This is a genomic window from Neiella marina (genome assembly GCF_002165625.1).
Taxonomy (GTDB): domain Bacteria; phylum Pseudomonadota; class Gammaproteobacteria; order Enterobacterales; family Neiellaceae; genus Neiella; species Neiella marina.
Genome location: NZ_NGNS01000006.1, coordinates 195,014 through 216,433, shown reverse-complemented (window position 1 = coordinate 216,433; position 21,420 = coordinate 195,014). Strand labels below are relative to the sequence as shown.

Annotated in this window: 23 protein-coding genes; 5 read left to right on the top strand and 18 right to left on the bottom strand. The window is 49.6% G+C overall.

Annotation, left to right across the window (positions count from 1 at the left end; translation table 11 throughout):
• Nucleotides 1–155: 155 nt before the first annotated feature.
• Nucleotides 156–1,610: a formate transporter FocA gene (gene focA / locus CBE68_RS07805; RefSeq protein ID WP_087505523.1), complete on the bottom strand. Its 1,455-nt coding sequence runs from the start codon at nucleotides 1,608–1,610 to the stop codon at nucleotides 156–158.
• Between the two features lie 209 nt (nucleotides 1,611–1,819).
• Here focA and CBE68_RS07800 point away from each other — a divergent pair, with 209 nt between their 5' ends.
• A complete protein-coding gene (locus CBE68_RS07800; RefSeq protein ID WP_087505504.1) occupies nucleotides 1,820–2,725 on the top strand; it encodes a LysR family transcriptional regulator in 906 nt (301 codons plus the stop codon).
• 118 nt (nucleotides 2,726–2,843) lie between these two features.
• On the opposite strand, the gene panD is transcribed toward CBE68_RS07800, so the two are convergent.
• The 11 genes from panD to CBE68_RS07745 all read right to left on the bottom strand — a co-directional run bounded on the left by panD (nucleotide 2,844) and on the right by CBE68_RS07745 (nucleotide 10,640).
• Complete coding sequence (panD, locus tag CBE68_RS07795; protein WP_087505503.1) at nucleotides 2,844–3,224, bottom strand: aspartate 1-decarboxylase; 381 nt, start codon at nucleotides 3,222–3,224, stop codon at nucleotides 2,844–2,846.
• 76 nt (nucleotides 3,225–3,300) lie between these two features.
• Nucleotides 3,301–4,155 (bottom strand): pantoate--beta-alanine ligase, encoded by an 855-nt coding sequence (gene panC / locus CBE68_RS07790; protein WP_087505502.1) that lies wholly within the window; start codon nucleotides 4,153–4,155, stop codon nucleotides 3,301–3,303.
• Complete coding sequence (gene panB, locus CBE68_RS07785; protein WP_087505501.1) at nucleotides 4,152–4,949, bottom strand: 3-methyl-2-oxobutanoate hydroxymethyltransferase; 798 nt, start codon at nucleotides 4,947–4,949, stop codon at nucleotides 4,152–4,154. Before panB ends, panC begins: the two co-directional genes overlap by 4 nt.
• A gap of 70 nt (nucleotides 4,950–5,019) precedes the next feature.
• Nucleotides 5,020–5,526, bottom strand: coding sequence for a 2-amino-4-hydroxy-6-hydroxymethyldihydropteridine diphosphokinase (gene folK / locus CBE68_RS07780; protein WP_087505500.1), 507 nt, complete (start codon nucleotides 5,524–5,526; stop codon nucleotides 5,020–5,022).
• A gap of 17 nt (nucleotides 5,527–5,543) precedes the next feature.
• Nucleotides 5,544–6,935 carry a polynucleotide adenylyltransferase PcnB gene (gene pcnB, locus CBE68_RS07775; RefSeq protein ID WP_371870480.1) on the bottom strand — a complete coding sequence of 464 codons (1,392 nt, stop codon included), beginning with the start codon at nucleotides 6,933–6,935 and terminating at the stop codon, nucleotides 5,544–5,546.
• A 96-nt stretch (nucleotides 6,936–7,031) separates the two neighbouring features.
• Nucleotides 7,032–7,919: a tRNA glutamyl-Q(34) synthetase GluQRS gene (gene gluQRS, locus CBE68_RS07770; RefSeq protein ID WP_087505499.1), complete on the bottom strand. Its 888-nt coding sequence runs from the start codon at nucleotides 7,917–7,919 to the stop codon at nucleotides 7,032–7,034.
• A gap of 30 nt (nucleotides 7,920–7,949) precedes the next feature.
• The gene (gene dksA / locus CBE68_RS07765; RefSeq protein WP_087505498.1) at nucleotides 7,950–8,399 is read right to left on the bottom strand and encodes an RNA polymerase-binding protein DksA; all 450 of its coding nucleotides are present in this window, start codon (nucleotides 8,397–8,399) and stop codon (nucleotides 7,950–7,952) included.
• 214 nt (nucleotides 8,400–8,613) lie between these two features.
• Nucleotides 8,614–9,309: a DNA/RNA nuclease SfsA gene (gene sfsA / locus CBE68_RS07760; protein ID WP_087505497.1), complete on the bottom strand. Its 696-nt coding sequence runs from the start codon at nucleotides 9,307–9,309 to the stop codon at nucleotides 8,614–8,616.
• A gap of 10 nt (nucleotides 9,310–9,319) precedes the next feature.
• Nucleotides 9,320–9,838, bottom strand: coding sequence for an RNA 2',3'-cyclic phosphodiesterase (gene thpR, locus CBE68_RS07755; protein WP_087505496.1), 519 nt, complete (start codon nucleotides 9,836–9,838; stop codon nucleotides 9,320–9,322).
• Nucleotides 9,839–9,849: 11 nt separating this feature from the next.
• A complete protein-coding gene (locus CBE68_RS07750) occupies nucleotides 9,850–10,308 on the bottom strand; it encodes a hypothetical protein (RefSeq protein ID WP_087505495.1) in 459 nt (152 codons plus the stop codon).
• 122 nt (nucleotides 10,309–10,430) lie between these two features.
• A complete protein-coding gene (locus tag CBE68_RS07745; RefSeq protein WP_087505494.1) occupies nucleotides 10,431–10,640 on the bottom strand; it encodes a cold-shock protein in 210 nt (69 codons plus the stop codon).
• 310 nt (nucleotides 10,641–10,950) lie between these two features.
• Between CBE68_RS07745 and hrpB the strand changes: the two genes are divergently transcribed.
• Nucleotides 10,951–13,413, top strand: coding sequence for an ATP-dependent helicase HrpB (gene hrpB, locus CBE68_RS07740; protein WP_158100533.1), 2,463 nt, complete (start codon nucleotides 10,951–10,953; stop codon nucleotides 13,411–13,413).
• 218 nt (nucleotides 13,414–13,631) lie between these two features.
• A complete protein-coding gene (locus tag CBE68_RS07735; protein ID WP_143824508.1) occupies nucleotides 13,632–13,901 on the top strand; it encodes a hypothetical protein in 270 nt (89 codons plus the stop codon).
• Between the two features lie 21 nt (nucleotides 13,902–13,922).
• On the opposite strand, the gene CBE68_RS07730 is transcribed toward CBE68_RS07735, so the two are convergent.
• The 6 genes from CBE68_RS07730 to CBE68_RS18710 all read right to left on the bottom strand — a co-directional run bounded on the left by CBE68_RS07730 (nucleotide 13,923) and on the right by CBE68_RS18710 (nucleotide 17,989).
• Nucleotides 13,923–14,831, bottom strand: a complete 909-nt coding sequence (locus CBE68_RS07730; RefSeq protein ID WP_087505491.1) for a LysR family transcriptional regulator — start codon at nucleotides 14,829–14,831, stop codon at nucleotides 13,923–13,925.
• 160 nt (nucleotides 14,832–14,991) lie between these two features.
• On the bottom strand, nucleotides 14,992–15,762 hold the full coding sequence (locus tag CBE68_RS07725) for a hypothetical protein (protein WP_087505521.1): 771 nt from the start codon (nucleotides 15,760–15,762) through the stop codon (nucleotides 14,992–14,994).
• Between the two features lie 162 nt (nucleotides 15,763–15,924).
• Entirely contained in the window at nucleotides 15,925–16,239 is a 315-nt protein-coding gene (locus CBE68_RS07720; protein ID WP_087505490.1) for a hypothetical protein, read from the bottom strand.
• A gap of 170 nt (nucleotides 16,240–16,409) precedes the next feature.
• The gene (locus tag CBE68_RS07715; RefSeq protein ID WP_087505489.1) at nucleotides 16,410–16,823 is read right to left on the bottom strand and encodes a hypothetical protein; all 414 of its coding nucleotides are present in this window, start codon (nucleotides 16,821–16,823) and stop codon (nucleotides 16,410–16,412) included.
• 218 nt (nucleotides 16,824–17,041) lie between these two features.
• Complete coding sequence (locus CBE68_RS07710) at nucleotides 17,042–17,623, bottom strand: DUF4136 domain-containing protein (RefSeq protein WP_158100532.1); 582 nt, start codon at nucleotides 17,621–17,623, stop codon at nucleotides 17,042–17,044.
• Nucleotides 17,624–17,824: 201 nt separating this feature from the next.
• Nucleotides 17,825–17,989: a hypothetical protein gene (locus CBE68_RS18710; RefSeq protein ID WP_158100531.1), complete on the bottom strand. Its 165-nt coding sequence runs from the start codon at nucleotides 17,987–17,989 to the stop codon at nucleotides 17,825–17,827.
• 185 nt (nucleotides 17,990–18,174) lie between these two features.
• On the opposite strand from CBE68_RS18710, the gene mrcB reads away from it, so the two are divergent.
• Both mrcB and CBE68_RS07700 read left to right on the top strand, forming a co-directional pair.
• Complete coding sequence (gene mrcB / locus CBE68_RS07705; RefSeq protein WP_087505487.1) at nucleotides 18,175–20,457, top strand: penicillin-binding protein 1B; 2,283 nt, start codon at nucleotides 18,175–18,177, stop codon at nucleotides 20,455–20,457.
• Between the two features lie 148 nt (nucleotides 20,458–20,605).
• Entirely contained in the window at nucleotides 20,606–21,400 is a 795-nt protein-coding gene (locus CBE68_RS07700; RefSeq protein ID WP_087505486.1) for an OmpA family protein, read from the top strand.
• The last annotated feature ends 20 nt before the right edge of the window (nucleotides 21,401–21,420 follow it).

Genomic DNA, 21,420 nt, shown 5'->3' with positions numbered 1-21,420 from the left:
GATGATACTCCCCAAAAAGTAGTGTGGAGATCAGATCGAAGTTAACGGAAAAAGTTCAAAAAAATCCCCGCCAATTGCTTAGCGGGGATTTGTGTATAAGAGACAGGTCCAATAGACTGGCTTTCGGTGCTCATACACATTGAAGCGGGCGCATTCTATGCGACTATGTCGTGACTTGGAACCAAATTCAGTTGTTGGCCATAAATTGGTCGCAAGGCTGCCATCAATTGCAATCGGCTGACTGAACCGACGAGTTGACCATTGGCTACCACAGGATAATTGTGCGGTACATTCGGTGCTGCGGCGCGAGCACGTTGAGCTAAGGACAAATCTGTCATTTGCAGGGCAATGCCAGAAGAAGTTACCGGATAGACTTTGCTCTTATCAACGCTGAGGTACTCGGCAAAATCGAGCAAACTTTCATTTGCTTCAACTGTGTGCACGTCTCGAACCATCAAGTCTTGCACTTGTTGGGTTAGCGATGGCATGAAGTCACTCGCCCACATATCCGCCAAGGCGTCTTGAACAGAGAAGAAGCCGACCAAATTATTGTTGCGGTCAATCACAGGTGCGCCGCTAATATGGCAAGCCAGAAGTAAGTCGAGCGCACTCTGCACTGAGTCGCCAGCATTCAGGGTTAATGGGTTAGTATCCATGATGTCGGCAATGGTTAGGGTATCATTTAGCATGTCGTTATCCTCAAGTCGGTAGATGTCAGTTGTTGTCGTTGTCGTTAGTGCTTCCGCTGTTGCCACGACAGCGGTCTTTGGTTGATAAATAGTGCGGTAACCTAAGCCGATGACGACGGCGCCACCAACGATATTGCCTAGGGTGACCGGGATTAAATTAGCGCTCAGAAAGTGGCTCCATGTCAGTTCGCTAAACTGGCTGGCGGTAACACCTGCTTGCTGCCAAAATTCTGCTGGTGCAAAGTTTTTAATAGCGATAGCCAATGGCACCATGAACATGTTGGCAACGCAGTGTTCAAAACCGCTGCTAACAAACATGGCAACAGGTAACATCACCAGCAGTGCTTTGCTGAGAATTTGGCTGGTACTGAATGTCATCCAAATCGCCAGACAAACCAGCATGTTGCACAGCAAACCAAGAGAAAACGCCTGCATTGGGCTGTGATGAACTTTGTGTGCCGCAAGCTGTAAGGCGTTTAGTCCCCATTGACCTTTGGCCAGCATGAACATACCGGCAGCCATCACCAAGACCACTAGAACGAGCGCTCCGAGCAGATTACCGAGGTACACTTTTAACCAATTCAACAGCATGGTTTTGCTACTGATTTGACCGTTGGCACGAGCGATAGCCGATAGCACGGAACTGGTAAATAGCTCTGCGCCACAAATCACCACCAGCATCAGTCCTAGGCTGAATGCTATCCCTCCTGCCAACCGAGTCAGCCCCCAGCTGTCATCACTACCTGTAGTGACCGTCAGGTAAAACACAAACGCCAAGCCGATGAAAATCCCGGCCATCATCGCTAGGCCCAATGTTTCGGTGCTGCGTTTTTGCTGCTTTGCGATCGCATACTCCTCGGCAACCGCTAGCAGCAAGCGCGGGTTGACGATATCAGGATTACCTGCGGTGTTGATGGTCATGGTGTCGCTCCAGTGTTTGCCATCATGAGAGTGGCGATTATGTACATTGAAAACCTCCAAGTTGGTTGCTCCGTAAACAGTGCAAACACAATAGAGGGAACTGATTGACCAAGTAAAATTGATAATATTTTTACGCGTCATCAAAAAAATTGATGACTAACTTGCTAAGCTAAGGACGCTTGGCTTGTTGATGACGGGGGTGTTTGGAGATGAGGTATTCGCTAAAGCAGCTGGCTGTGTTTGATGCTGTGGCACGGTTCGAAAGTGTCAGTATTGCTGCTGATAAGTTGGCGCTTACTCAGTCGGCAGCGAGCATGGCGTTGGCTCAATTGGAGAAAATGCTTGGCAGGCCTTTGTTCGAACGGCAAGGTCGGCGGTTGGTACTAACCAACTGGGGCAAGTGGCTGCGACCACGAGCAAAGCAGCTATTGTTTGATGCCCAGCAAATCGAATTAGGTTTTTACGACCAACAAATTATTAGTGGCGAGCTGACGTTAGCAGCGAGCCAAACAGCAGCAGAACATTTGGTTCCAGAGCTTATCAGTCATCTTGATAGTGCATTTCCCGAGCTAAGGATTGAATTTGAAGAGATTAATTCTGGCCGGGTAATCGATGGTGTTCGCAACTATCAATTTGATTTAGGTATTATTGAGGGACGTTGCGATGATGCCCGAATTGAACAGCAAATTTGGTGTCACGATCATCTTGTTATCGTGGCGTCTGCTCACCATCCGTATGCCAACAAAGAGCGAGTCAGTCTGTCGCAGTTGGAGCAGGCAAAGTGGGTGCTGCGCGAACAGGGGGCTGGCACACGAGCGATCTTTGACAGCACTTTACATGGCTTAATCGATGATTTGGATGTTTGGCGAGAGTATTCTCATGTGCCGGTACTGCGCCAGTTGGTGGCAGATGGTTTGTATTTAAGCTGTTTGCCCTATTTGGATGTGATTAAATTCGTTGAAAATGGTGACTTGGTGGTACTTAACACGCCGGATATCAAAATTGAGCGACCGCTGTCATTTGTTTGGCGTAGCGATAGTCTTGATAACCCGCTTAGAGATTGCATTAAGCGTGAGGCGATGAAACTAGTGAAACGTAATCAGCGAATCATGTAGCCGATCAACACTGTCTGTTAAAGGTCTTGTGAGTGACCATCAATCAAATTGATGGTTTGAAGTTGAAGCAACAAAAAAGCCAGTCGCTAGACTGGCTTTTTGCATCAACAATGGTCGATTAGGCAACTTGGACAGGAATGTCCTTGCTGGTGCGAGCAATATTGTTGTCCTGATCGAGATAAACCAACGATGGCTTATGACTTGCCGCTTCGGCATTGCTCATGCTGACGTAAGCACAAATAATAATACGGTCGCCGATGCTGGCTTTGTGAGCGGCGGCGCCATTCACGGAGATAATGCGCGAACCGCGCTCGCCGGCGATGGCATAAGTGGTGAAGCGTTCACCATTTTCGATGTTGTAAATCTGGATTTGTTCGTACTCGAGAATTCCGGCGGCGTCCAACATATCCTGATCAATGGCACATGATCCCTCATACTCCAGCTCGGCGTGAGTGACGCGGGCTTGGTGAAGTTTGCCTTTTAACATGATCGCTTGCATTGAGCTTCCCACTACTGACATATAGATTTAACACGGCCGTGGTAGTCCACGGACGGCGGAATATATAACAATTCGCTTATCCCTGCAAATCTACCACGCAGTTGTCGATGAGGCGGGCTTTACCAAGAAATGCAGCCATTAAAACAACTGCTTGACGAGAATCCGCCGTTATTGGTGACAAGCTATGGGCATCGCAGATATCGATACTGTCTGTTTTAAACCCATGTTCATTCAGCTGCTTAGTGGCATTATCAATTAACTTGATTAGATTTTTTTCGCCATTGCTCAGCTGGTGTTGGATGCTGTTCATGACTTGCGCTAGCTTCGGCGCCAATTGGCGTTCAGCAGCGGTGAGATAACCATTGCGAGAGCTCATTGCTAAACCGTCGGATTCTCGAACCGTTGCTATACCGACGATATCTATCGGCAAGCATAAATCGCGGGTCATTGCACGGATCAGTGCCAGTTGCTGATAATCCTTTTCACCAAAACAGGCCACATCGGGTTGAACAATGTTGAATAGCATGGTGACGACCGTGGCGACGCCGGTGAAATGACCGGGCCGCATGGCTCCCTCGAGCACGTCACCAATGCCGGGCACAGATACCTGTGACTGGTGGGCTAAGCCTTTCGGATACATGATGTCAGGCGTCGGGCAAAACACTAGATCTGTACCGATTTGCCCTAGCGCGCCACAATCGTCTTCTAGGGTGCGCGGGTAGTTGTCCAAATCGGCAGCGTTATTAAACTGCATCGGATTAACAAAGATGCTGACGACCACCTTATCGGCGCGCTGTTGCGCTTCTTTGACTAACGTCAGATGACCTTGATGGAGGTTGCCCATGGTTGGCACGAAGCCAACCGTTAAACCTTGCTGTTTCCATTCGCGGACCGTGTCGCGGATCACCGCAATTTGCTCAGAAATGATCATTCGTCAAAGCTCTGCTCTGCAGCAGGGAACAAGCCTTGCTCCACTTCATCAATATAAAGCTTCACTGCCTCACGAATATCGCCAGTGGCTGCTAAATAATTTTTCGAAAAGCTAGGCACGTAACCTGCGGTAATGCCGAGCATGTCCTGCATGACTAGGATCTGGCCATCAGTGTCTTTACCTGCGCCGATACCAATCACTGGGATCGTCAAGCTTCGGGCTACACGTTTGGCGAGTGGCGCCGGAATGCACTCAAGTACCAACAATTGAATGCCTGCTTTTTCCAGTTCCATGGCTGAATTAATCAGCTGTCGCGCCGCTGCATCGCCACGACCTTGGATTTTAAAACCGCCAAAAACATTGACCGATTGCGGTGTCAAACCAAGGTGGCCACAAACGGGGACACCACGGTCGACTAGGCCTTGAATGGTTTCGCAAAGCCATTCGCCACCTTCCATTTTGACCATGTTGGCGCCAGCCCGCATTAGCTCTGCGGCGTTTTCATAGGTTTGTTCCGGGGTGGCATAGGACATAAATGGCATGTCGGCTACAACCATGGTGCGTTGCGTAGAAGACGCAACACAGCGTGTGTGGTATGCCACTTGTTCAACGGTCACAGGTAGGGTGCTAGATTCGCCCTGTAGCACCATGCCCAATGAGTCACCAATAAGAATCAAATCAATGCCGCAGTCATCAAACAATTTGGCAAAGGAAGCATCATAAGCAGTCAGGGTGGCAAATTTTTGGCCTTCCTGCTTCTTTTTCAACAAGCTGGCAACGGAGACTTTTTTCATAACTTAACCCTAGGGTTGTTCACCCGCAATGAGCAGCCCGAACGGGGCGGGCTGGACGTCAACACGTCATTTAGTAGTAACGCTGCAATCCATTGCGCGGACAGTTAACCAACATATCCCGCACCGCAGTGCCATCCGGCATGGTGACGTCAGAATCAATATCGAATAGAGGATAAAGGACAAATTCTCGTTCGCCCATATGGTAGTGAGGAATTGTCAGCCGCTCGGTCTGGATAGTTTGGTTTCCAAATAACAGAATATCCAGATCAATGACTCGCGGCCCCCAGCGCTCTGCTTTGCGCTCGCGCCCCTGTTGTTGTTCAATTTCTTGCAGCGCATCGAGCAATGACTCTGGTGTTAAGCTGGTTTCCAGTTTCACTACTGCATTAATGTAATCAGGTTGGTCGGTAGGCCCTAATGGCTTACTCCCATACATTGGGGAAGCCTTGCTGAAGGTCGTTTGTGGTAGAGCTTTCAAAGCGTTAATGGCTTTGACAACTTGGGCTACCGGGTTGTTGAGATTGGCTCCGACGCCAATGTAAGCAGTGACGGTTGCTGCTTGGCTCTGGCTTGTCATAGTTGCTCCGACGATTTTTAAGAATCAGATTTAGGCGCAGCTGTTTTGTTTTGTGGTTTGCGACGCGGCCGACGGCGGCGGTTTCCTCGTTTTGGGCCAGATACATCGCGGACCATCGAGCTTCGTTTGTCGCCAGTAGAGGTCAAAAATTGCTGCCACCAGTTAGCTAATTCAACTAGCTCACCGCCATAGACTTCGCTCCGCAGTAGCAGAAAGTCAAAGCCTGCGCGGATCTTAGGATGAGTCGACAAACGTTCAGCACGTTTACCGCCGCGTTTGGGTAGGCGGAACTGCAAGGTCCAAATATCTCGAGACATTAAGGTAAAGCGTTTTGGCACTGCGGTGCGCTGTTGCTGGCGATCCAGCGTCTCACTGGCGGCAACCTGAAACGCGTCTTGCTCGCTTAGCTCCGATTCGGTACCTAGCTCGCGAGCTTTAGCCTCAACCATCGGCCATAACAAAGCGGCATAGATGAATGCTGGCGTAACGCTTTGGTCACTGTTGACTCGGCTATCAGTATTGCGCAACGCGCCGCGGATGAAATCAAGGTCCTGCTCAGTGGCTTCATCATCGAGAAAATCACCCAACTCAGGAAACAGCACGTTGAAGAGGCCGAACTCGCGCAACATATCGAAGTTTTGCTCAGCTTTGCCGGCCAACAACAGTTTGCACATTTCATCAAATAGACGGGCTGGTGGAATCGCTCCGAGGGTATCGGCTAGCTCGTAAATTGGCTCTGCAGTGGCGGCATCAATGGTCATATCGAGCTTGGTTGCAAATCTGACGGCTCGGAGCATTCTTACTGGATCTTCGCGATAGCGAGCCGCTGGATCACCAATCATCTCAATGCGACGTTTGGCAATTGCATCAACGCCATTGGCGAAATCAAGGATGCTGTAATCAGCGATGCTGTAATACAACGCATTGATACTGAAGTCGCGACGTTCGGCATCTTCTTCGATGCTGCCATAAACGTTGTCGCGAACAATCATACCGCTAGCATCGCGCTTAGAGATGTGGCCGCCTTTTTCTTCATCATGATGGCCACGCATGGTCGCTACTTCGATAATTTCGCGACCGAACATGATGTGGGCTAAGCGAAAGCGACGACCAATTAAGCGGCAATTATGAAAGAGCTTTTTAACTTCTTCGGGCTTGGCATCGGTGACAATGTCGAAATCTTTCGGCGATAGCCCGAGTAGTAAATCGCGAACACCGCCACCCACTAAGTAGGCCTCATAGCCTGCTTTGTGTAGCCGATACATCACCTTGATGGCACTTGCAGAAATATCTTTGCGCGAAATATTGTGCTCGGCACGAGGGATCACCGTGGCGTGAAGGCCCGATTGGTCGTCATTGTCGCCCGCAGAAGTGCGCCGAAACAGATTAAGAACGCGGTTAAGTACCATGAATAAAGTGTTGTCCGAGGTTAAAAGAAGCGCAATTTTAGCAAACTGTTAGAAAAATAGAACGAAAAGCACAAAAACGTCGGTAAGTTCCGGTTTTTACGTCAAAACTTGGTTGTTTTTAGCGAGCAATCGGCGATCCCAATGGTCAACAGCCCAGCTGAGCTGGGTTGCGACCGCTTCATTTTGTAGCGCCGCGGGAGGTTTCAAATTAAGGCTTTCAATTGCCTGCCAGAGTTGCTGTTGTGGTTGTCGCCAGTTAATCGCCGGGGCATGATTTTGTTTACTTAGTTTGTTGCCATGGGCATCCACCGCCATTGGCAAATGTAAGTATTGCCCAGCGGGTTGGTTGAATTGACGATAAAGCGCCAACTGACAACTGGTTGTTTCTAGCAGATCGACGCCACGAACGATGTGGGTAATGCTTTGGTCAATATCGTCGAGCACTACAGCCAGCTGATAGGCAATCAAGCCATCTCGACGTTTAATCACAAAATCTTGGGCGGGGATACTGGTTTGCGTCCCCAAGCGTAAATCTTCAAAGTGCTCAATTGCATTGTCATAGCGATAACGCACTGCGCATTGATTGGCGCTTAGTTGGCGGTCACGGCAATGACCATCATAAAGGCCACCAATGGCTTTGATGCGCTTGCGAGTGCAATCGCAATAGTAGGCCGCTTGGTTACTGAGCAGCATATCAATGGCCGATTGAAAGTCGTTCAAGCGGCTGCTTTGGTAACGAATCTCTTCGTCCCAGTGCAAACCAAAGGCTTCCAAAGCACGCAAAATTTCATCACTGGCGCCAGCGACCTCTCTTGGCGGGTCAATGTCCTCAATACGAACAAGCCACTGGCCATGATGCGCTTTAGCGTCAAGGTAACTGCCAACAGCTGCGAGCAACGAGCCAAAATGTAGAGGGCCGGAAGGAGACGGTGCAAAACGGCCGCGGTAGTTAGGCTGCCGCGGCGTTTGGGCTGGAGAGATCATCGCATTAGATGATCGGTTAATCGTGACAGATTAGCCGACCAGTTGTTTTTCTTTGATTTCAGCCAGAGTTTTACAGTCGATACACTGGTCGGCGGTTGGGCGCGCTTCAAGGCGGCGGATACCAATCTCAACACCACAAGTATCGCAGTAGCCAAACTCGTCTTCTTCAATTTTCTGCAGCGTTTTTTCGATCTTCTTGATCAGCTTACGCTCACGGTCACGAGTACGGAGTTCAAGGCTGAACTCTTCTTCTTGCGCAGCACGATCCACCGGATCAGGGAAGTTAGCCGCTTCGTCTTGCATGTGAGACATGGTGCGATCAACTTCTTCGCGTAATTGGTTGCGCCAAGCTTCGAGAATTTTGCGGAAGTGAGCCTGTTGGGCTTCATTCATGTACTCTTCGTCCGCACCCGGCTGGTACGGGTTCACGCCAGCCAGCGCTAATACGCCCAGTGAGCTGGCTTTTTTAGTTTCTGGCATGCTACATACCTCTTCAAATCCAACGACATCTCTGGCCTTAACCAGAGCAATAGGGCGCTATCTATATCAGAATCAGGGCGCTGTCGCAATCGCATTTTATTAACATGAGGTGAAGGCCTCGACCCTGAAAAAAAAAGCGCTCACAAAGTGACTGATCGCCGATGCTTGCGGGCTCTGGCTTTCGGCGCACTAGCCGATGGGATTGACCCAAGCATTATGCTGTAACTGCGTTGCCAGCGCGACAAAAGGTAATACCACCTGGCTTTATGTGGAAATAGCAGGCTAACACTTCGACACCAGCGTTTGCTGCTTGTGTTAATAGTTCGGCGTAGTTGGGATCGATGTGTTTTGCCGCATAGACGGAACTAATGCCGGTATGCATGACCGCAAAGATCAGCATCGCTCGTTTGCCCTCAGCCACCGTTGCCATTAGTTCACGCAAGTGTTTCTGGCCTCTCGCCGTGACGGCATCAGGAAAATAGCCGCAGCCATCGGCTTCGAGCAGGGTGCAAGACTTTACTTCAACATAAACGTCAGCCTGGGGGCCGTCGCTGAGCCGTATGTCCACTCGACTCGAGTCGCCGTATTTTATCTCTCGTTGCAATGCCTTATAGCCAGCCAATGATGGTAATTGGCCATTGGCAATAGCGTCTGCGACTGCTGGATTGGCACGTTGAGTGTTAACACAAATGAAATGACCGCTGGAGGTTTCGGTTAATTCCCAAGTGTATGCATACTTGCGCTTAGGATTAGCGGATTTGCTGAGCCAGATCCGATCGCCAGATTGGCCGCAGTTTTTCATTGAGCCAGTGTTTGGGCAATGAACCGTGAGCTCATTACCATCGTCGAGGATGACGTCTGCAAGAAAGCGTTTGTAACGCTTGATTAAGGTTGCCGGAATCAAATTCATCTATGGTGCTCTAACTTTGAATTGAATGCAGTTGCCATTGTTGCCGCTGGTGGTATTGACCTTGATGAGATTGATACAAACGAAAGTCGGTTACCTGCCAGCTCAAGGGTGTTAGCGGCGGCCGCCATGTCTGGCCATATTGGTGGTGACGGAACACGCTGACATGGGGAACAAACTGATGGCAGGGGAGTACCATTGCTTCTTTCTCGGCACATCGTTTTACCTGCTCGTGAAGCGTCAGCAAGTGATTACTGGCTTTGGTTGGGGCCAGATAACCAATGGCTGGTTTGGCGAACCACCCTGTGGTATCGAGTGTCTGTTGCCAGCCACTTGCGCTAATGTCATTGAGTCGCTGGCACAACCGTTGCTCTGAGTCATCGTCGCAGTTGCCAAGGAATGCCAGTGTCAGGTGCAAATTTTCCGCCGCAATTGGCCGACTCCCAATAGGCGCATATTGCAGTTGCCAACGACTGATGCGTTGCTGCACCGATTTGGGTACCGAAACGGCGACAAAAAGGCGGCGAAACAAGGTTACTGCGCCTACGGTTGCTCTGGTTGTTGTGCTGCTTTAGCTTGTTGTTGTTTGAGCAGGGCTTGCTCAATTGGTCCAAGCAGGGCTTCGATATTTTGGGCTTGCCAACTGCTGCGACTGACGGCGCTGGAGTTGGCCGCTGTTAACGTTTGACGATAACTAACAATATCGACAAAGGCTTTATCAATATCGGCTTTTCTTGGATCGGAAGCATAGGAGCGAAAGCCTCTGAGTTCGTCTAGATCTCGCGCAAGATCAGTGACTAGCATTTGCTGTATATCACCAAGCTGGCCTTGATCCAGCGCCTGTTTCATTGCCAGCTTATGACGAATATCTTTTAGCAGGGTTTCAACTTGGCTGGTACCGACTCCAGACACCAAACTGTCTACTGCGATGCGGCTCGCGCCGACAAAACAAACAAAGGCAAGAGCCATCCCAGCGATAACGCCGGTAAAAGTGATTTTCATGGATATTCCAACGAGTTAGATGATGGCGATAAGTTTAGTGAATGACTAACAAGGTGGCCATAAAAAAACGAGGTCGTGTTGACCTCGTTTTTTGGCATTTTTGCGATTTGCGGACCGGCAAATTACAGAGCTTCGATGTTCTCAGCTTGAGGACCTTTTTGGCCTTGAGTTACTGTGAACTGAACTTTCTGGCCTTCGGCTAGGGTTTTGAAACCGGTGCCTTTAATAGCGCTGAAGTGAGCGAATACGTCTGGGCCGCCTTCTTGTTCAATAAAGCCAAAGCCTTTTGATTCATTGAACCACTTGACGGTGCCGGTTTTGATTTCTGACATGGGATGTCCTTTAAACTCTTCGATAAAAATTGGTGCCTTGCGGCGTGGTGCTGAAATATTGCTCTTGGTACTTATTTTCAATTTACGAAGGGCGTAAGGTCCATCAAGAGGTACGCCAACGGTCCATCGCAGTTTGGTGCATAAATATCAGGCAGACAATCAAGCAAGTCCGATTATAAGAGGCTAGCGGGGCGCGTCAATGTGTATTTGCGGTTAGAAAGCCATTATTAATCGTTAATAAACTGCTTTAGCGATGACTTTTGGCCTTCCTATCCTTAGACTAGTCATTGGTTTTGCCAGCTTTTTTATCATGAATACTGATCTCCCCGTAGCCCAAATTGCCGACCAGATTGGTCAGGCTATTAGCGCTGATTGCGATGTTATCGTCACTGCGCCAACCGGATCTGGTAAGTCCACCTTGCTTCCTCTGCTGTTGATTCAACGCACTGAATTTAAAGATAAAAAAATTATTATGCTAGAGCCTAGAAGGCTCGCTGCGACATCCGTTGCGCAGTACATGGCAGAACAATTGGGGGAATCAGTCGGCGACACGATTGGCTACCACATTCGGCAACAAAAAAAGCAATCTGCGGCAACTCGGCTGATGGTTGTCACCGAAGGAATTCTCACTCGGTTGTTGCAACATGACCCGGAATTGAGTGATTACAATTTAATCATTTTTGATGAATGTCACGAACGCAATCTCAACGCTGATTTGGCATTTGCGTTATGCCTCGATGCTCAGCAGGGCCTGCGAGAAGACCTACGTTTGCTGATGATGTCGGCAACTTTGGACGTTGAAGCCTTTCAGCGCTGCTTGCCCAAGGCTGAATTAATCGGTTGTGACGGTAGGCAGTTTCCCGTTCATCTTCATCATCGCAAGCGCGATAGCCATCAACCGTGGCTGCCACAATGCTTCGAGTTGCTGAAACAAGCGCTCAGCGAACAGTCTGATGGTGATGTGTTGGTATTTGTCCCTGGCTTACGGGAAATCAGGCAGATTATTGATTGGGCCGAGCAACAATCGGAGTTGGGTCAACGTTTCGATTGGCTGCCGCTTTATGGCGACCTGTCCCACACGGAACAACAACGGATCTTTCTACCGGGGCAACGGCGACGCGTTATTGTTGCGACTAATATTGCCGAGACCTCGATTACCTTGCCGCGAGTTCGAACTGTGGTTGATAGTGGTTTCGAACGTTCGATGCGCTTTGTCAGCAGTGCCAATGCCGGTCGTTTGGAAACTCGACAAATCAGCCGCGCTTCTGCTCAACAACGTGCCGGCCGTGCGGGCCGGGTGACCGAAGGACACTGCTATCGATTGTGGAGTGAGCAGCAACAACAGAGTTTTGAGCCCGCAATTGTTCCGGAAGTTAGCTATACCGAGCTCACTCAATTGGCATTGGAGCTGGCCCAGTGGGGCGTGACTGAATTGGACCAATTAACTTGGCTAACGATGCCTAATAGCGGTTTATGGCAGCATGCTCAACAACAACTGCAGTGGCTCGGAGCGGTGGATCGGCAGGGGAGTATCAACAATCATGGTCGCGCTATGCTGCAACTTGGTTTGGCACCACGGTTAGCCCATTTGCTAGTGCTCGGCGCTGAGCAAGGTGACGAGTTGTTGGCAACGGCTTGCTGTTGTGCCGCCTTGTTAGAGCAGCGCGCCACTCGAACTGTGGAGTTTTTATCGCGGCTCGAGCCAACTCTGACAGCAAGCGGGGCAGTCACTAAGCAGGCAAGGCTCTGGTTCAAGCGTGCTGGAGGCCGACAATGGCCCGCTAAACCCTCGACTGACGGGCTCGAGGGTTTGTTGTTAAGAGCCTTTCCCGATCGAGTTGCTAAGCAGCGACACAACAACAGTTACAGCACCAGTGATGGTATTGGCGTGCAACTGGCCGCTGATGATCCGTTGCAGCGGGCGAAATGGCTACTAATACTGCAGCACCAACTCAGTGAATACCATGCCGATAGTTGGATTCGAGCCGCTATTGCTATCGACCCACAGTCCATTCAGCAACAATTGGGCGAATTTATTAAACAACAAGATGTGGTTGACTGGGATGATAGCAAAGGTCGGGTGATCGGTCGCAGCGAACAAAAGCTAGGCCGGTTGATGTTGACTAGTAAGCCATTGCGCGACATTGCTAGCGATCAGCTAGGAGCCGCTTTGTGTCAGTGGGTCCGGCGAAAAGGTCTTAGTGTGCTGAATTGGTCTAATGCCGCCAACAACTTTAAGCAGCGAGTAATATTGGCTAAGCAATGGCAAGTTTCTGGTGCTGATTGTTGGACTGATTTCACCGAAGCAGCGTTGTTAAATACGGTCGAACAATGGTTGTTGCCTTACCTGCCCGGTATTCGGAGCCATAAAGAGCTGCAACAACTAGATTTGCTGCAACTGTTGCGAGCTTACTTAGGTTATGAGCCCTCACAACAGCTTGATCGAACCTTACCGACATCCTTTACCACGCCCTTGGGCCGCCAAGTGGCAATTGTCTATGATGACAATGGTGGTGCTAAAGTCGCTGTTCCGATGCAAGAAATGTATGGTTTCAATGAACAAGTGTTGCTAGCCGATGGTCATTGTCCGCTAGCTTTTGAGCTGCTATCGCCGGCTAAGCGCCCGGTGCAGTTAACCCAGGATCTGCCGCAGTTTTGGCAAGGCTCTTACCGGGAAGTACAAAAAGAAATGAAAGGGCGCTATCCCAAACACCTGTGGCCTGATGATCCGGCTAATACCGAACCGACTCGAAAAACTAAACGCCACTTGTAATTCCGTTAGATTGAGTTCATTTGATTGTTGCAGTGGTTGCAACACTGCTTCCTATCGATGGCTATTTCTCAAACTAAGCGGGCTACCTACCATTTGCTTTCTGCAATCAACAATTAGGGTAGGGAAGTTTGTTATGTCAATAAATCATGGGCTCAAAATGTCGGTCTGGTATCAATATGGGGCCAGCTTTTATCCTTCGACCAATGGAGGCTCAAGCTATGATGCTTAGTATCGCCGCCATCCAATTACTGGCTGATTTCGCGGAGGCAGGCTGTGTCGATGGGTTAGCTGCCAATAGAGCCATTGGTCGGGAGGCGGCATTTGCCATGCTACGAGAGCTAGACCTCACGGCTCCTGGGGTTTGGTTGCGGGTCGACTCAAGTGCCCAGAGCGTTGAGTTAACAGCGGCGGCGAGCTGCTACATAGACCAATTGCAACAGCCACTGATCGATGCCCAGCAAATCAACCTGTCTAAACTCATTGGCTAGCCAAGGCGAACCCCAAAGCGTCTATCGGCTTAGCAGTTGATTGACTGCTTTGGGAAGCTCGGTTTCCAAAAACTGCAGCAGTAGACGAACGCGTTCAGGCATGTAGCGCCGCGAGGGGTAGAGGGCGTAGATCGGCACTTGCATTTTGTAGCGGCCATCAAACAACTGAACCAATTCACCGTTTTCCAACGGTTCCCTAGCGTGAATATCAGAAAGCCTAGAGATACCCGCGCCACTTTTGGCCAGTGCCAATAAACCTTGGGGCGAGTCTGTGATGACACTGGGCTCTAATTGAACGATGTACTCACTGTCCTGATCTTTGAACTGCCACTTGGGCTCTTCGCCGTGAACGAGTTCACGAAACAGAATGTCATGGTTGACCAAATCGTTCGGGGTCTCTGGCGTGCCGGCCTGCGCTAGATAGTCTGGACTGGCGTAGTAACCGCCGGGAATGTCACAGATCTTTTTTGCAATTAAACTGGAATCTTCTAATGTGCCAGCCTGAAACAGTAGGTCGAAGCGCTTGTCATCTGCCAATGGCGCATTGTCGTCGCGCGACAACAGTTCAAGGGATATGTTGGGGAAGTCCTTTCGAAATTGGGTCACCCAACGGGCGAACACGTGAAATAGCAATGACGGAGCGTACACGGTAATACGGCCAGAAGCAGTTGCTTGCTCTGTCGCCACCTCATTTTGAATACGCGCGATATCATCAAGAATGGTTTTTGCTCGTTGATAAAAAACTTCACCTTGTTGAGTCAGATGAAGTGCTCGAGTGGTGCGGTTTAACAGCCGAACTTTGAGACTGTCTTCGAGTTCTTTGACTCGCCGACTGACCGTGCTTTTAGGCATATCGCAATAATCACCAGCCTTGGTAAAACTACCCAGCTCGGCGACCAAAACAAACAGTTCCATGTCCTCTAACTTCATCAACTCATTACCTTTTATCAACCTTCAACAACTATAGTACGTGACCGTAAAAAGCGAACTGTTTTGGCGCTGTTGGCAGCAGAAACTAAAAAACCACCGCAAGCGGTGGCATTTTAGGTATGACGTCCAGTCATACGTGCGTTAACTCCGTCAGGAGGTCCTATGAATTGAGTGGTGCCCGCAAAGTGAAATCGACGAGGGTTCCTTTGGGTAATTCAATATCGTTGCCCTGAGTGAGCAACGAGGCTCCCAGTCCAACTTTAGCGCCCGTTTTGGCCCCCGAACTGCCATCAATTAGCCCGCCGATTGCTGCTGACCGAGCGGTCCGTCCGGCACTTGATTTAGCGGTGTTGTTGCCTTGAGCGGATAACGTCTCAGTGACAATCGCGACCATCTGATTATCTATTAGTAGTTCGGTCAGTTCGATGGACATCGATGCACTTCCGGCCATTCGTCCTGCTTTGGTCAATTCGGTAATGCGGCCGTACACAGTCGTTCCACGTTCGGCGATCACTAGGTCACCGGCCATTAGGTTTGCTTCTAGGACGCCTGTGAACCGCTGGCCAGTGCTATTTGCGCGAGTATTAATCGAATCATTCATTCTGACCATCAATTGCGTACCAGCGGGGATGGCCATCGACTGCTGAGCTGCTGATGATGCTGTCGTTGTTGCTTGTTCGGCAGGTGCTTGTGCGGTTTGTTCGCTAGTAGTGGCAGAGGTTTTGGTGGCCATGTCGATTGCTGCAACATCACTACTAGCCAGTCGGATTTCGATACCGCTTACGTCCAGTATGACAGTGTCGCCATCGCGACCGACACTATCAGCCTCGATGCTGCGACCATCGGTTAAGTGGACGGTTGCCGCATGGGCAAACGACAAGCCAGAAAACAACACCACTAAGCTGGAAGCGACCAATTTCCTCAGTTTCATACCCATAACCTCTTACCACTCTCATTAAGTTGTGAAAACAAGAGCAACTTTAGCGATCGGGATTGGAGAGATATATATGGGAGGGTGGGAAGTACTGTTGCAAAAAATAAGACAAAACCCAGGAAGCGGCTTGGCGCCACTTTAAACACTCGCAGGCGGTATTTAAAGTAGTTGCGAAAAGCCGCTGTTGGAGCCGCGATCAAAGAGGTTATCTAGCTCCAGCCAGATACCGTCCGATGATTGTGAAGACAACTCAGCAAGTGACTTGTCAGAGTAGTTGTGATCGCTAATTGTCCCGATATCAAACTGACGCGTGTCATCAACACCAAATTGATCGTGCGGCTCGACGGCAAACAGGTGGAGTGGCGGATATTGTCGTTCTGAATCGCTGTTAAGCTGCATATTGCTAGCTTGAATCAGATAAAGGCACAAGCCTGCGGCGATAAACGAAGCTCGGACTGCTTGGGTGATAGTCATGATTGGCGCGACAGTGATTAGGTTTGATATCACTATACGGCGGTTTTTCGGTGAGCTCTGCTGGCAAAATTACTAGTTATTTGCCTGAAAAATACCCGACAGCCGGCGGTAGCCGGCTGTCGATTATCACTGGTTGGAGTGAGTTGCTGTCGGTTGTTGGGAGCGAATTGTTATTGCGCTAATTGTTGCTCCAAGTCGAGTTGCATCACGCCACCTGATTCCAGCATCGGAAGTACGTTAGCCGTACGTTCGAGTAACTGTTCGCAAGCTGAACCATTGGGATTCGCCACCGCATAGTCGTAATAGGCGCGATGCGCCGGTTGCTGCAGTTCGTTCCAGTTGAGGTCTGCTGGTTCAGGCATCGACTGACCGTTGGCAAAAGCTGCTAACTTGGCGACCTCGAAGAACTTATCTTTCTCAATATTGGTGCCGCAAAATTCATTCATATAGATCGCTTTGCCTGCGGTATTGATCATGTATTGCTCTGTATCTGTATGCTCGCTGGCGTTGGCTGAGAACACCGCAAGTATGCCGACAATGCCTGCAATCAAAGTGATACTTTTACCTTTAGTGTGAGTTGTCATCTTGCTCTCCGGGACGTTTGTTTAAGTTGTTATCAACTGATGACGCAAGTTTAGGGGATACCTTTTGTTTGAAAAATAGTCATTAGTGAGACGAACTGTGCCACCTGTTGCAACAATGCCTTTTGGGCTGTGGTCGCGATGGTTGATGGCTAAGCCGGCAATAAAAAGCCCCCGGTCACGTCATCACGGAGGGCTTCTAGTGGTCGAGCCGCAGGCCTTTACCAACCGGGGACTTCGGCCAACATTGCGTCGACATATTGATCGATGGTTTCAACGCGCTCTTGTTGAGTTGGTGATGACTTTAGCTTTTTCGCACCAACACCTCGCCATACAACCATGTTGCTCTGCGGATTGACAAAATCAATGAGCAGTTGGCCTTCGGTAAATTGCCGAACTTGAATGTCAGTACCGGTACCATAACCCCACGCATGGCGGTGATGACCACGATAGTAACCTCGGTGATGGTGAATACCTGTGTTGTAGCTTCTTACTTGGGTTTTATCTTCGCTGGTGACGGAGTAAGACACCAGAATGTCTGCTTGCTCGGCAGCCACTTCTTGCATGCCGCGATTGCTCAAATGATTTCTAAGAGAATCGTTAATGCGTTGTTCTGTTAGACTTTCTCCTGGCTGACCAGCATATGTGTCGTTGTTAATTGACACCATGGCGTAGGTTTCTATATGCGCGAAGTTATAGCCATCGGCATAGTCGGCATCAACCTTTGGGCTGCTTGCACAACCTGATAACACAAGAGCTGTGGCAGCCATCAATGTGCTGCCAAGGTAGTTACGCTTTTTCATTTTCATAGCCTCCACTCAACTGTTTGTCGGCACCGGCTCGTTCTATTCGTGGGCCGGTGTTAATCGTCAACGGAAGCAATATTAGAGGGCTGGAGATGAATAAAAAATAGCCAGCGATGGCATGCCTTGTTTCATTAAATGGAACAAAATGGCAGTGTCAGGTAGTCACTGAATCAGCGCGTCGCCAGTAAAGTCGGATAGCTACTTGAGTTCAAAGCCGTTCGGCAGCAAGGCTCCTGCTTCGCTGGCGGCGTCAACTTGTTGGTTGCTACCGAATTGCTCGGGCTGAGCCACGGGTTTTCGTTGCTCAATCAAGTGAAATTCCAACTCAATGGCATTGTCATCACCTTCAATCAAGATCATCATAGGTACTCCGACAAATGTTATTAGTGTTTGCTCTTACGTAAGTAGACCTTGCTTTGTTTAAAAAATGTTCAGTTGTATCACGTGTTGAGCGACAGGTATTTGCCAACATCTTGATGTGTCGAGATATTCATGAAATCAAACAACGGCATTAACGTGCTGCTATTGCAAAGGAAAGTTGTTTCCGTATGAGTTGGCGGCAGCGGATCTTGGGTCATGACTCCTGGTTACGGGTGTTACTCAAAATCACCATCACCTTGCTGGCATTGACCGCCGGCTACTTAATTTACCTAGATAGTAAATTGCAGCAGGCTTTTGCCGAGCTTTATCAGCCACATGGGCTGACAGTACAAGCTCGGCCTTTGGTGATTCAGCCTGGGATTCGGTTATCTGCTGGCGAACTTATTGCCGAGCTGCGCGCCTTGGGGTACCGCAAGGTGGCGCAACTGCAACAGTTGCAGCAGGATAAACGTGCCAGGAGTCTGGTACATCAACGCGATGTGATTCACTTTTTATCAGCCGATGGCGAAGCTGTGTTGGTTACCGTAGGTTTTGATCAAAACCGCATTACCAAAGTACTTCGTAGTGGCGAACATTTAGATAAGCTCGAGTTGCAACCAGTGACGTTGGACAAGATTTGGGCAGGCACCCGCGAAGATCGAATTTGGGTCGATTTGTCGCAAGTGCCTGAACAACTTATTGAGTTATTGCTATTGGTTGAGGATCGGAGCTTCTATCAGCATTGGGGAATTAATCCGATTGCCATTGCCCGAGCAATGATGGCCAATTTACAAGCCGGGCAAACAGTGCAAGGTGGTAGCACCTTGACTCAGCAACTCGCAAAGAACTTGCTGCTAACCCGTCAGCGCAGCTTGATCAGAAAGATCAACGAAGCTTTTTTAGCGCTGCTGATGGAGTGGCGATACGACAAGAAGGTGATTCTTGAAGCCTACGTCAACGAGATATACATGGGCCAGCATGGCGCGACTGCGATCCATGGCTTCGCTACTGCCAGTCAGTTTTACTTCAACAAGTCGCTGGACAAACTGAATTTAGAGCAACAAGTGGCTTTGGTGGCGATGGTCAAGGGCCCGAGTCTATACAACCCTTGGCGACGGCCTGACAAATTGGCCGAGCGGCGCGATTTAGTGTTACGTATGTTGCTTGAGCGGGAGCAGCTCGACTCCGATTTGTACCAGCGAATTATTGCTCGACCGGTGGCTGTCGTTAACAAACAAAAGCTTGTGTTAAAGCAACGGCCTGCCATCGTGCGGGCTGTCAGGCAGGAGTTGAGGCAACGAATCTCCGCTAGACATGCTGGTGAATTGACCGCTGTGGCAACGACTATTGACCCGTTGTCGCAAGTGGCAATGGAGCAAACCGCTGTCAGTGTGATTGAAGAGCTGGAGGACAGTTATCAACTGAACGATTTGCAAGTTGCTATGATCGCTGTCGATAGCGTCAGTGGTGCAGTCAGAGCCATGATTAGTGATCGTCAGCCAGGGTATCCCGGTTACGACCGAGTGACCGCTGCACAACGGCCCATTGGCTCCTTGCTCAAGCCGGTGATTTTGCTAGCGGGCCTTGAGTTTAAATCAAATATGACGCTGATCTCTGAGCTAAATGACCGCCCTGTATCGATGCGCAGTTCAGAAGGTAAGCGCTGGCAACCACAAAATTTTGATAAGCAATATCGAGGCAGTGTGGCGGCGATTGATGCGCTGGCTAAATCGTTAAATGTGCCATTTGTTAACTTGGGAATGTCGGTTGGATTAGAGCAAGTCGGCAAATTACTTGCTGGCTTGACTGGAGCCCCAGCGCCGCACCTTTATCCATCGGATTTGCTTGGTAGTGTGTCGATGTCGCCATGGCAAGTGGCGCAACTCTACAGCTCACTGGTCAATTATGGCTCCTATCAGCCTTTGTATCTGGTGGCCGGAGTTTCCTTAGATCGTTCAGGGAATCAATATGTCCGCCCTCCTGCTAGCTATCAAGCATTGGATTCTTCCAATGCCTATCAAGTGATGTTTGCGATGCAGCAAGTGGTTAGCGAAGGGACCGCCAAACAGCTTGGAGGCGATTTTGTCGACGCCGAATTGGCAGCCAAAACAGGAACCTCTAACGACTACCGCGATGCTTGGTTTGTTGGGGTCGATGGTCGAGAAATCGTTGTAGTTTGGGTAGGGCGAGATGACAACCAGCCGATAAAGCTGACCGGTAGTCAGGCGGCAATGCAGTTTTACAAACGCTATTTGAGTAAGCGCCAAGCGTTGCCATTGCAGCTCATTCCTCCAGCCGACGTTGCTTTCATGGCGGTTGATGACAGTGGCCAGATTTTTTCTGGTGAGTGTCAAAAGCAGCGACGAGTACCTATCGACCAACGCAAAGCCTTAGCGGCAAAACCCTGTGTCAAAAAAGAGACACCTAGAGATGATAATGTGAAGCCTTGGTGGAAAAGGATTTTTGGTTAAAATACAAGGCGCAAAAAGTGGCGTGTCGAACATTTGTCACCTACTTTTGTATGGAATGACCTGACAACTAAAAACTGGTCGTCGTTTTTAGGCTAGAGCTTCTGTGCTAGGAGCATAATAAGTAATACACACTTAGAGGATTTTTTGGATGAACGCGAAAAGATTTATATCGTTAATCGCCTTCGCGGCAGTGATGCTAAGCGGTTGTGCCACGAACCGTGATAACCCTGGAGAAAACATTGGTTTTTGTGCTCTGGCTGGTGGTGCCCTTGGTGGCGCTGCAACTGGTGCAGGTATGGCTGGTGCCGCTGCTCCAGCGGGTGCCGTTGCCGGTGCCGTTGCTGGTGCACTGATTTGTGATCCGGCTGACGAAGACCGTGACGGCGTGCCAGATGAGTTTGACAAATGCCCGGGCACGCCTGAAGGGGTGAAAGTTGATCGCGATGGTTGCCCTCTTGATACCGATGGCGATGGTGTTCCTGATCACTTGGATGAGTGTCCAAATACGCCAGCTGGTGTCAAAGTAAATGACAAAGGCTGTCCGCTGATCATTGCATCGAATATTCCAGATGAATGTAAGCCATACTTGTTTGTTACTGATGACAAAATGGTCAAAGCCAAGCCGGTACTATTTGCCTTTGATTCAGCAGAAATCTCTGGTGAAGGTCAAAAAATCTTGTCTTGCGTCGCTCGTGCTGCCAACGCAACCAATGTGCCTATGCTAGAAGTCGCTGGTTACACCGACTCAATTGGTTCGAAAGAGTACAATGTTCGCTTGTCACAGCGCCGTGCTGGTAATGCTCGCGCCGTTTTAGTCTCTGAAGGCGTTGCTGAATCGAAGCTCGACGTTCAAGGCTATGGTATGGATGATCCAGTGGTCGCCAATGACTCGGAAGCCAATCGTGCGAAAAACCGTCGGGTAGAAATCTATCCGAAAAAATAGTCAGTATTGACTGGTGATGA

Coding starts and splice junctions, on each gene's coding strand:
- CBE68_RS18710 (WP_158100531.1), bottom strand. CDS start 17,989: ATGATGATCTTGATTGAAGGTGATGACAATGCCATTGAGTTGGAATTT.
- CBE68_RS07745 (WP_087505494.1), bottom strand. CDS start 10,640: ATGTCAGAAATCAAAACCGGCACCGTCAAGTGGTTCAATGAATCAAAA.
- focA (WP_087505523.1), bottom strand. CDS start 1,610: ATGACCATCAACACCGCAGGTAATCCTGATATCGTCAACCCGCGCTTG.
- sfsA (WP_087505497.1), bottom strand. CDS start 9,309: ATGAATTTGATTCCGGCAACCTTAATCAAGCGTTACAAACGCTTTCTT.
- CBE68_RS07730 (WP_087505491.1), bottom strand. CDS start 14,831: ATGAAGTTAGAGGACATGGAACTGTTTGTTTTGGTCGCCGAGCTGGGT.
- hrpB (WP_158100533.1), top strand. CDS start 10,951: ATGAATACTGATCTCCCCGTAGCCCAAATTGCCGACCAGATTGGTCAG.
- CBE68_RS07700 (WP_087505486.1), top strand. CDS start 20,606: ATGAACGCGAAAAGATTTATATCGTTAATCGCCTTCGCGGCAGTGATG.
- CBE68_RS07710 (WP_158100532.1), bottom strand. CDS start 17,623: ATGAAAAAGCGTAACTACCTTGGCAGCACATTGATGGCTGCCACAGCT.
- panD (WP_087505503.1), bottom strand. CDS start 3,224: ATGCAAGCGATCATGTTAAAAGGCAAACTTCACCAAGCCCGCGTCACT.
- CBE68_RS07735 (WP_143824508.1), top strand. CDS start 13,632: ATGATGCTTAGTATCGCCGCCATCCAATTACTGGCTGATTTCGCGGAG.
- CBE68_RS07750 (WP_087505495.1), bottom strand. CDS start 10,308: ATGAAAATCACTTTTACCGGCGTTATCGCTGGGATGGCTCTTGCCTTT.
- panB (WP_087505501.1), bottom strand. CDS start 4,949: ATGAAAAAAGTCTCCGTTGCCAGCTTGTTGAAAAAGAAGCAGGAAGGC.
- mrcB (WP_087505487.1), top strand. CDS start 18,175: ATGAGTTGGCGGCAGCGGATCTTGGGTCATGACTCCTGGTTACGGGTG.
- panC (WP_087505502.1), bottom strand. CDS start 4,155: ATGATCATTTCTGAGCAAATTGCGGTGATCCGCGACACGGTCCGCGAA.
- CBE68_RS07720 (WP_087505490.1), bottom strand. CDS start 16,239: ATGACTATCACCCAAGCAGTCCGAGCTTCGTTTATCGCCGCAGGCTTG.
- CBE68_RS07800 (WP_087505504.1), top strand. CDS start 1,820: ATGAGGTATTCGCTAAAGCAGCTGGCTGTGTTTGATGCTGTGGCACGG.
- CBE68_RS07725 (WP_087505521.1), bottom strand. CDS start 15,762: ATGAAACTGAGGAAATTGGTCGCTTCCAGCTTAGTGGTGTTGTTTTCT.
- gluQRS (WP_087505499.1), bottom strand. CDS start 7,919: ATGATCTCTCCAGCCCAAACGCCGCGGCAGCCTAACTACCGCGGCCGT.
- CBE68_RS07715 (WP_087505489.1), bottom strand. CDS start 16,823: ATGACAACTCACACTAAAGGTAAAAGTATCACTTTGATTGCAGGCATT.
- pcnB (WP_371870480.1), bottom strand. CDS start 6,935: ATGGTACTTAACCGCGTTCTTAATCTGTTTCGGCGCACTTCTGCGGGC.
- dksA (WP_087505498.1), bottom strand. CDS start 8,399: ATGCCAGAAACTAAAAAAGCCAGCTCACTGGGCGTATTAGCGCTGGCT.
- folK (WP_087505500.1), bottom strand. CDS start 5,526: ATGACAAGCCAGAGCCAAGCAGCAACCGTCACTGCTTACATTGGCGTC.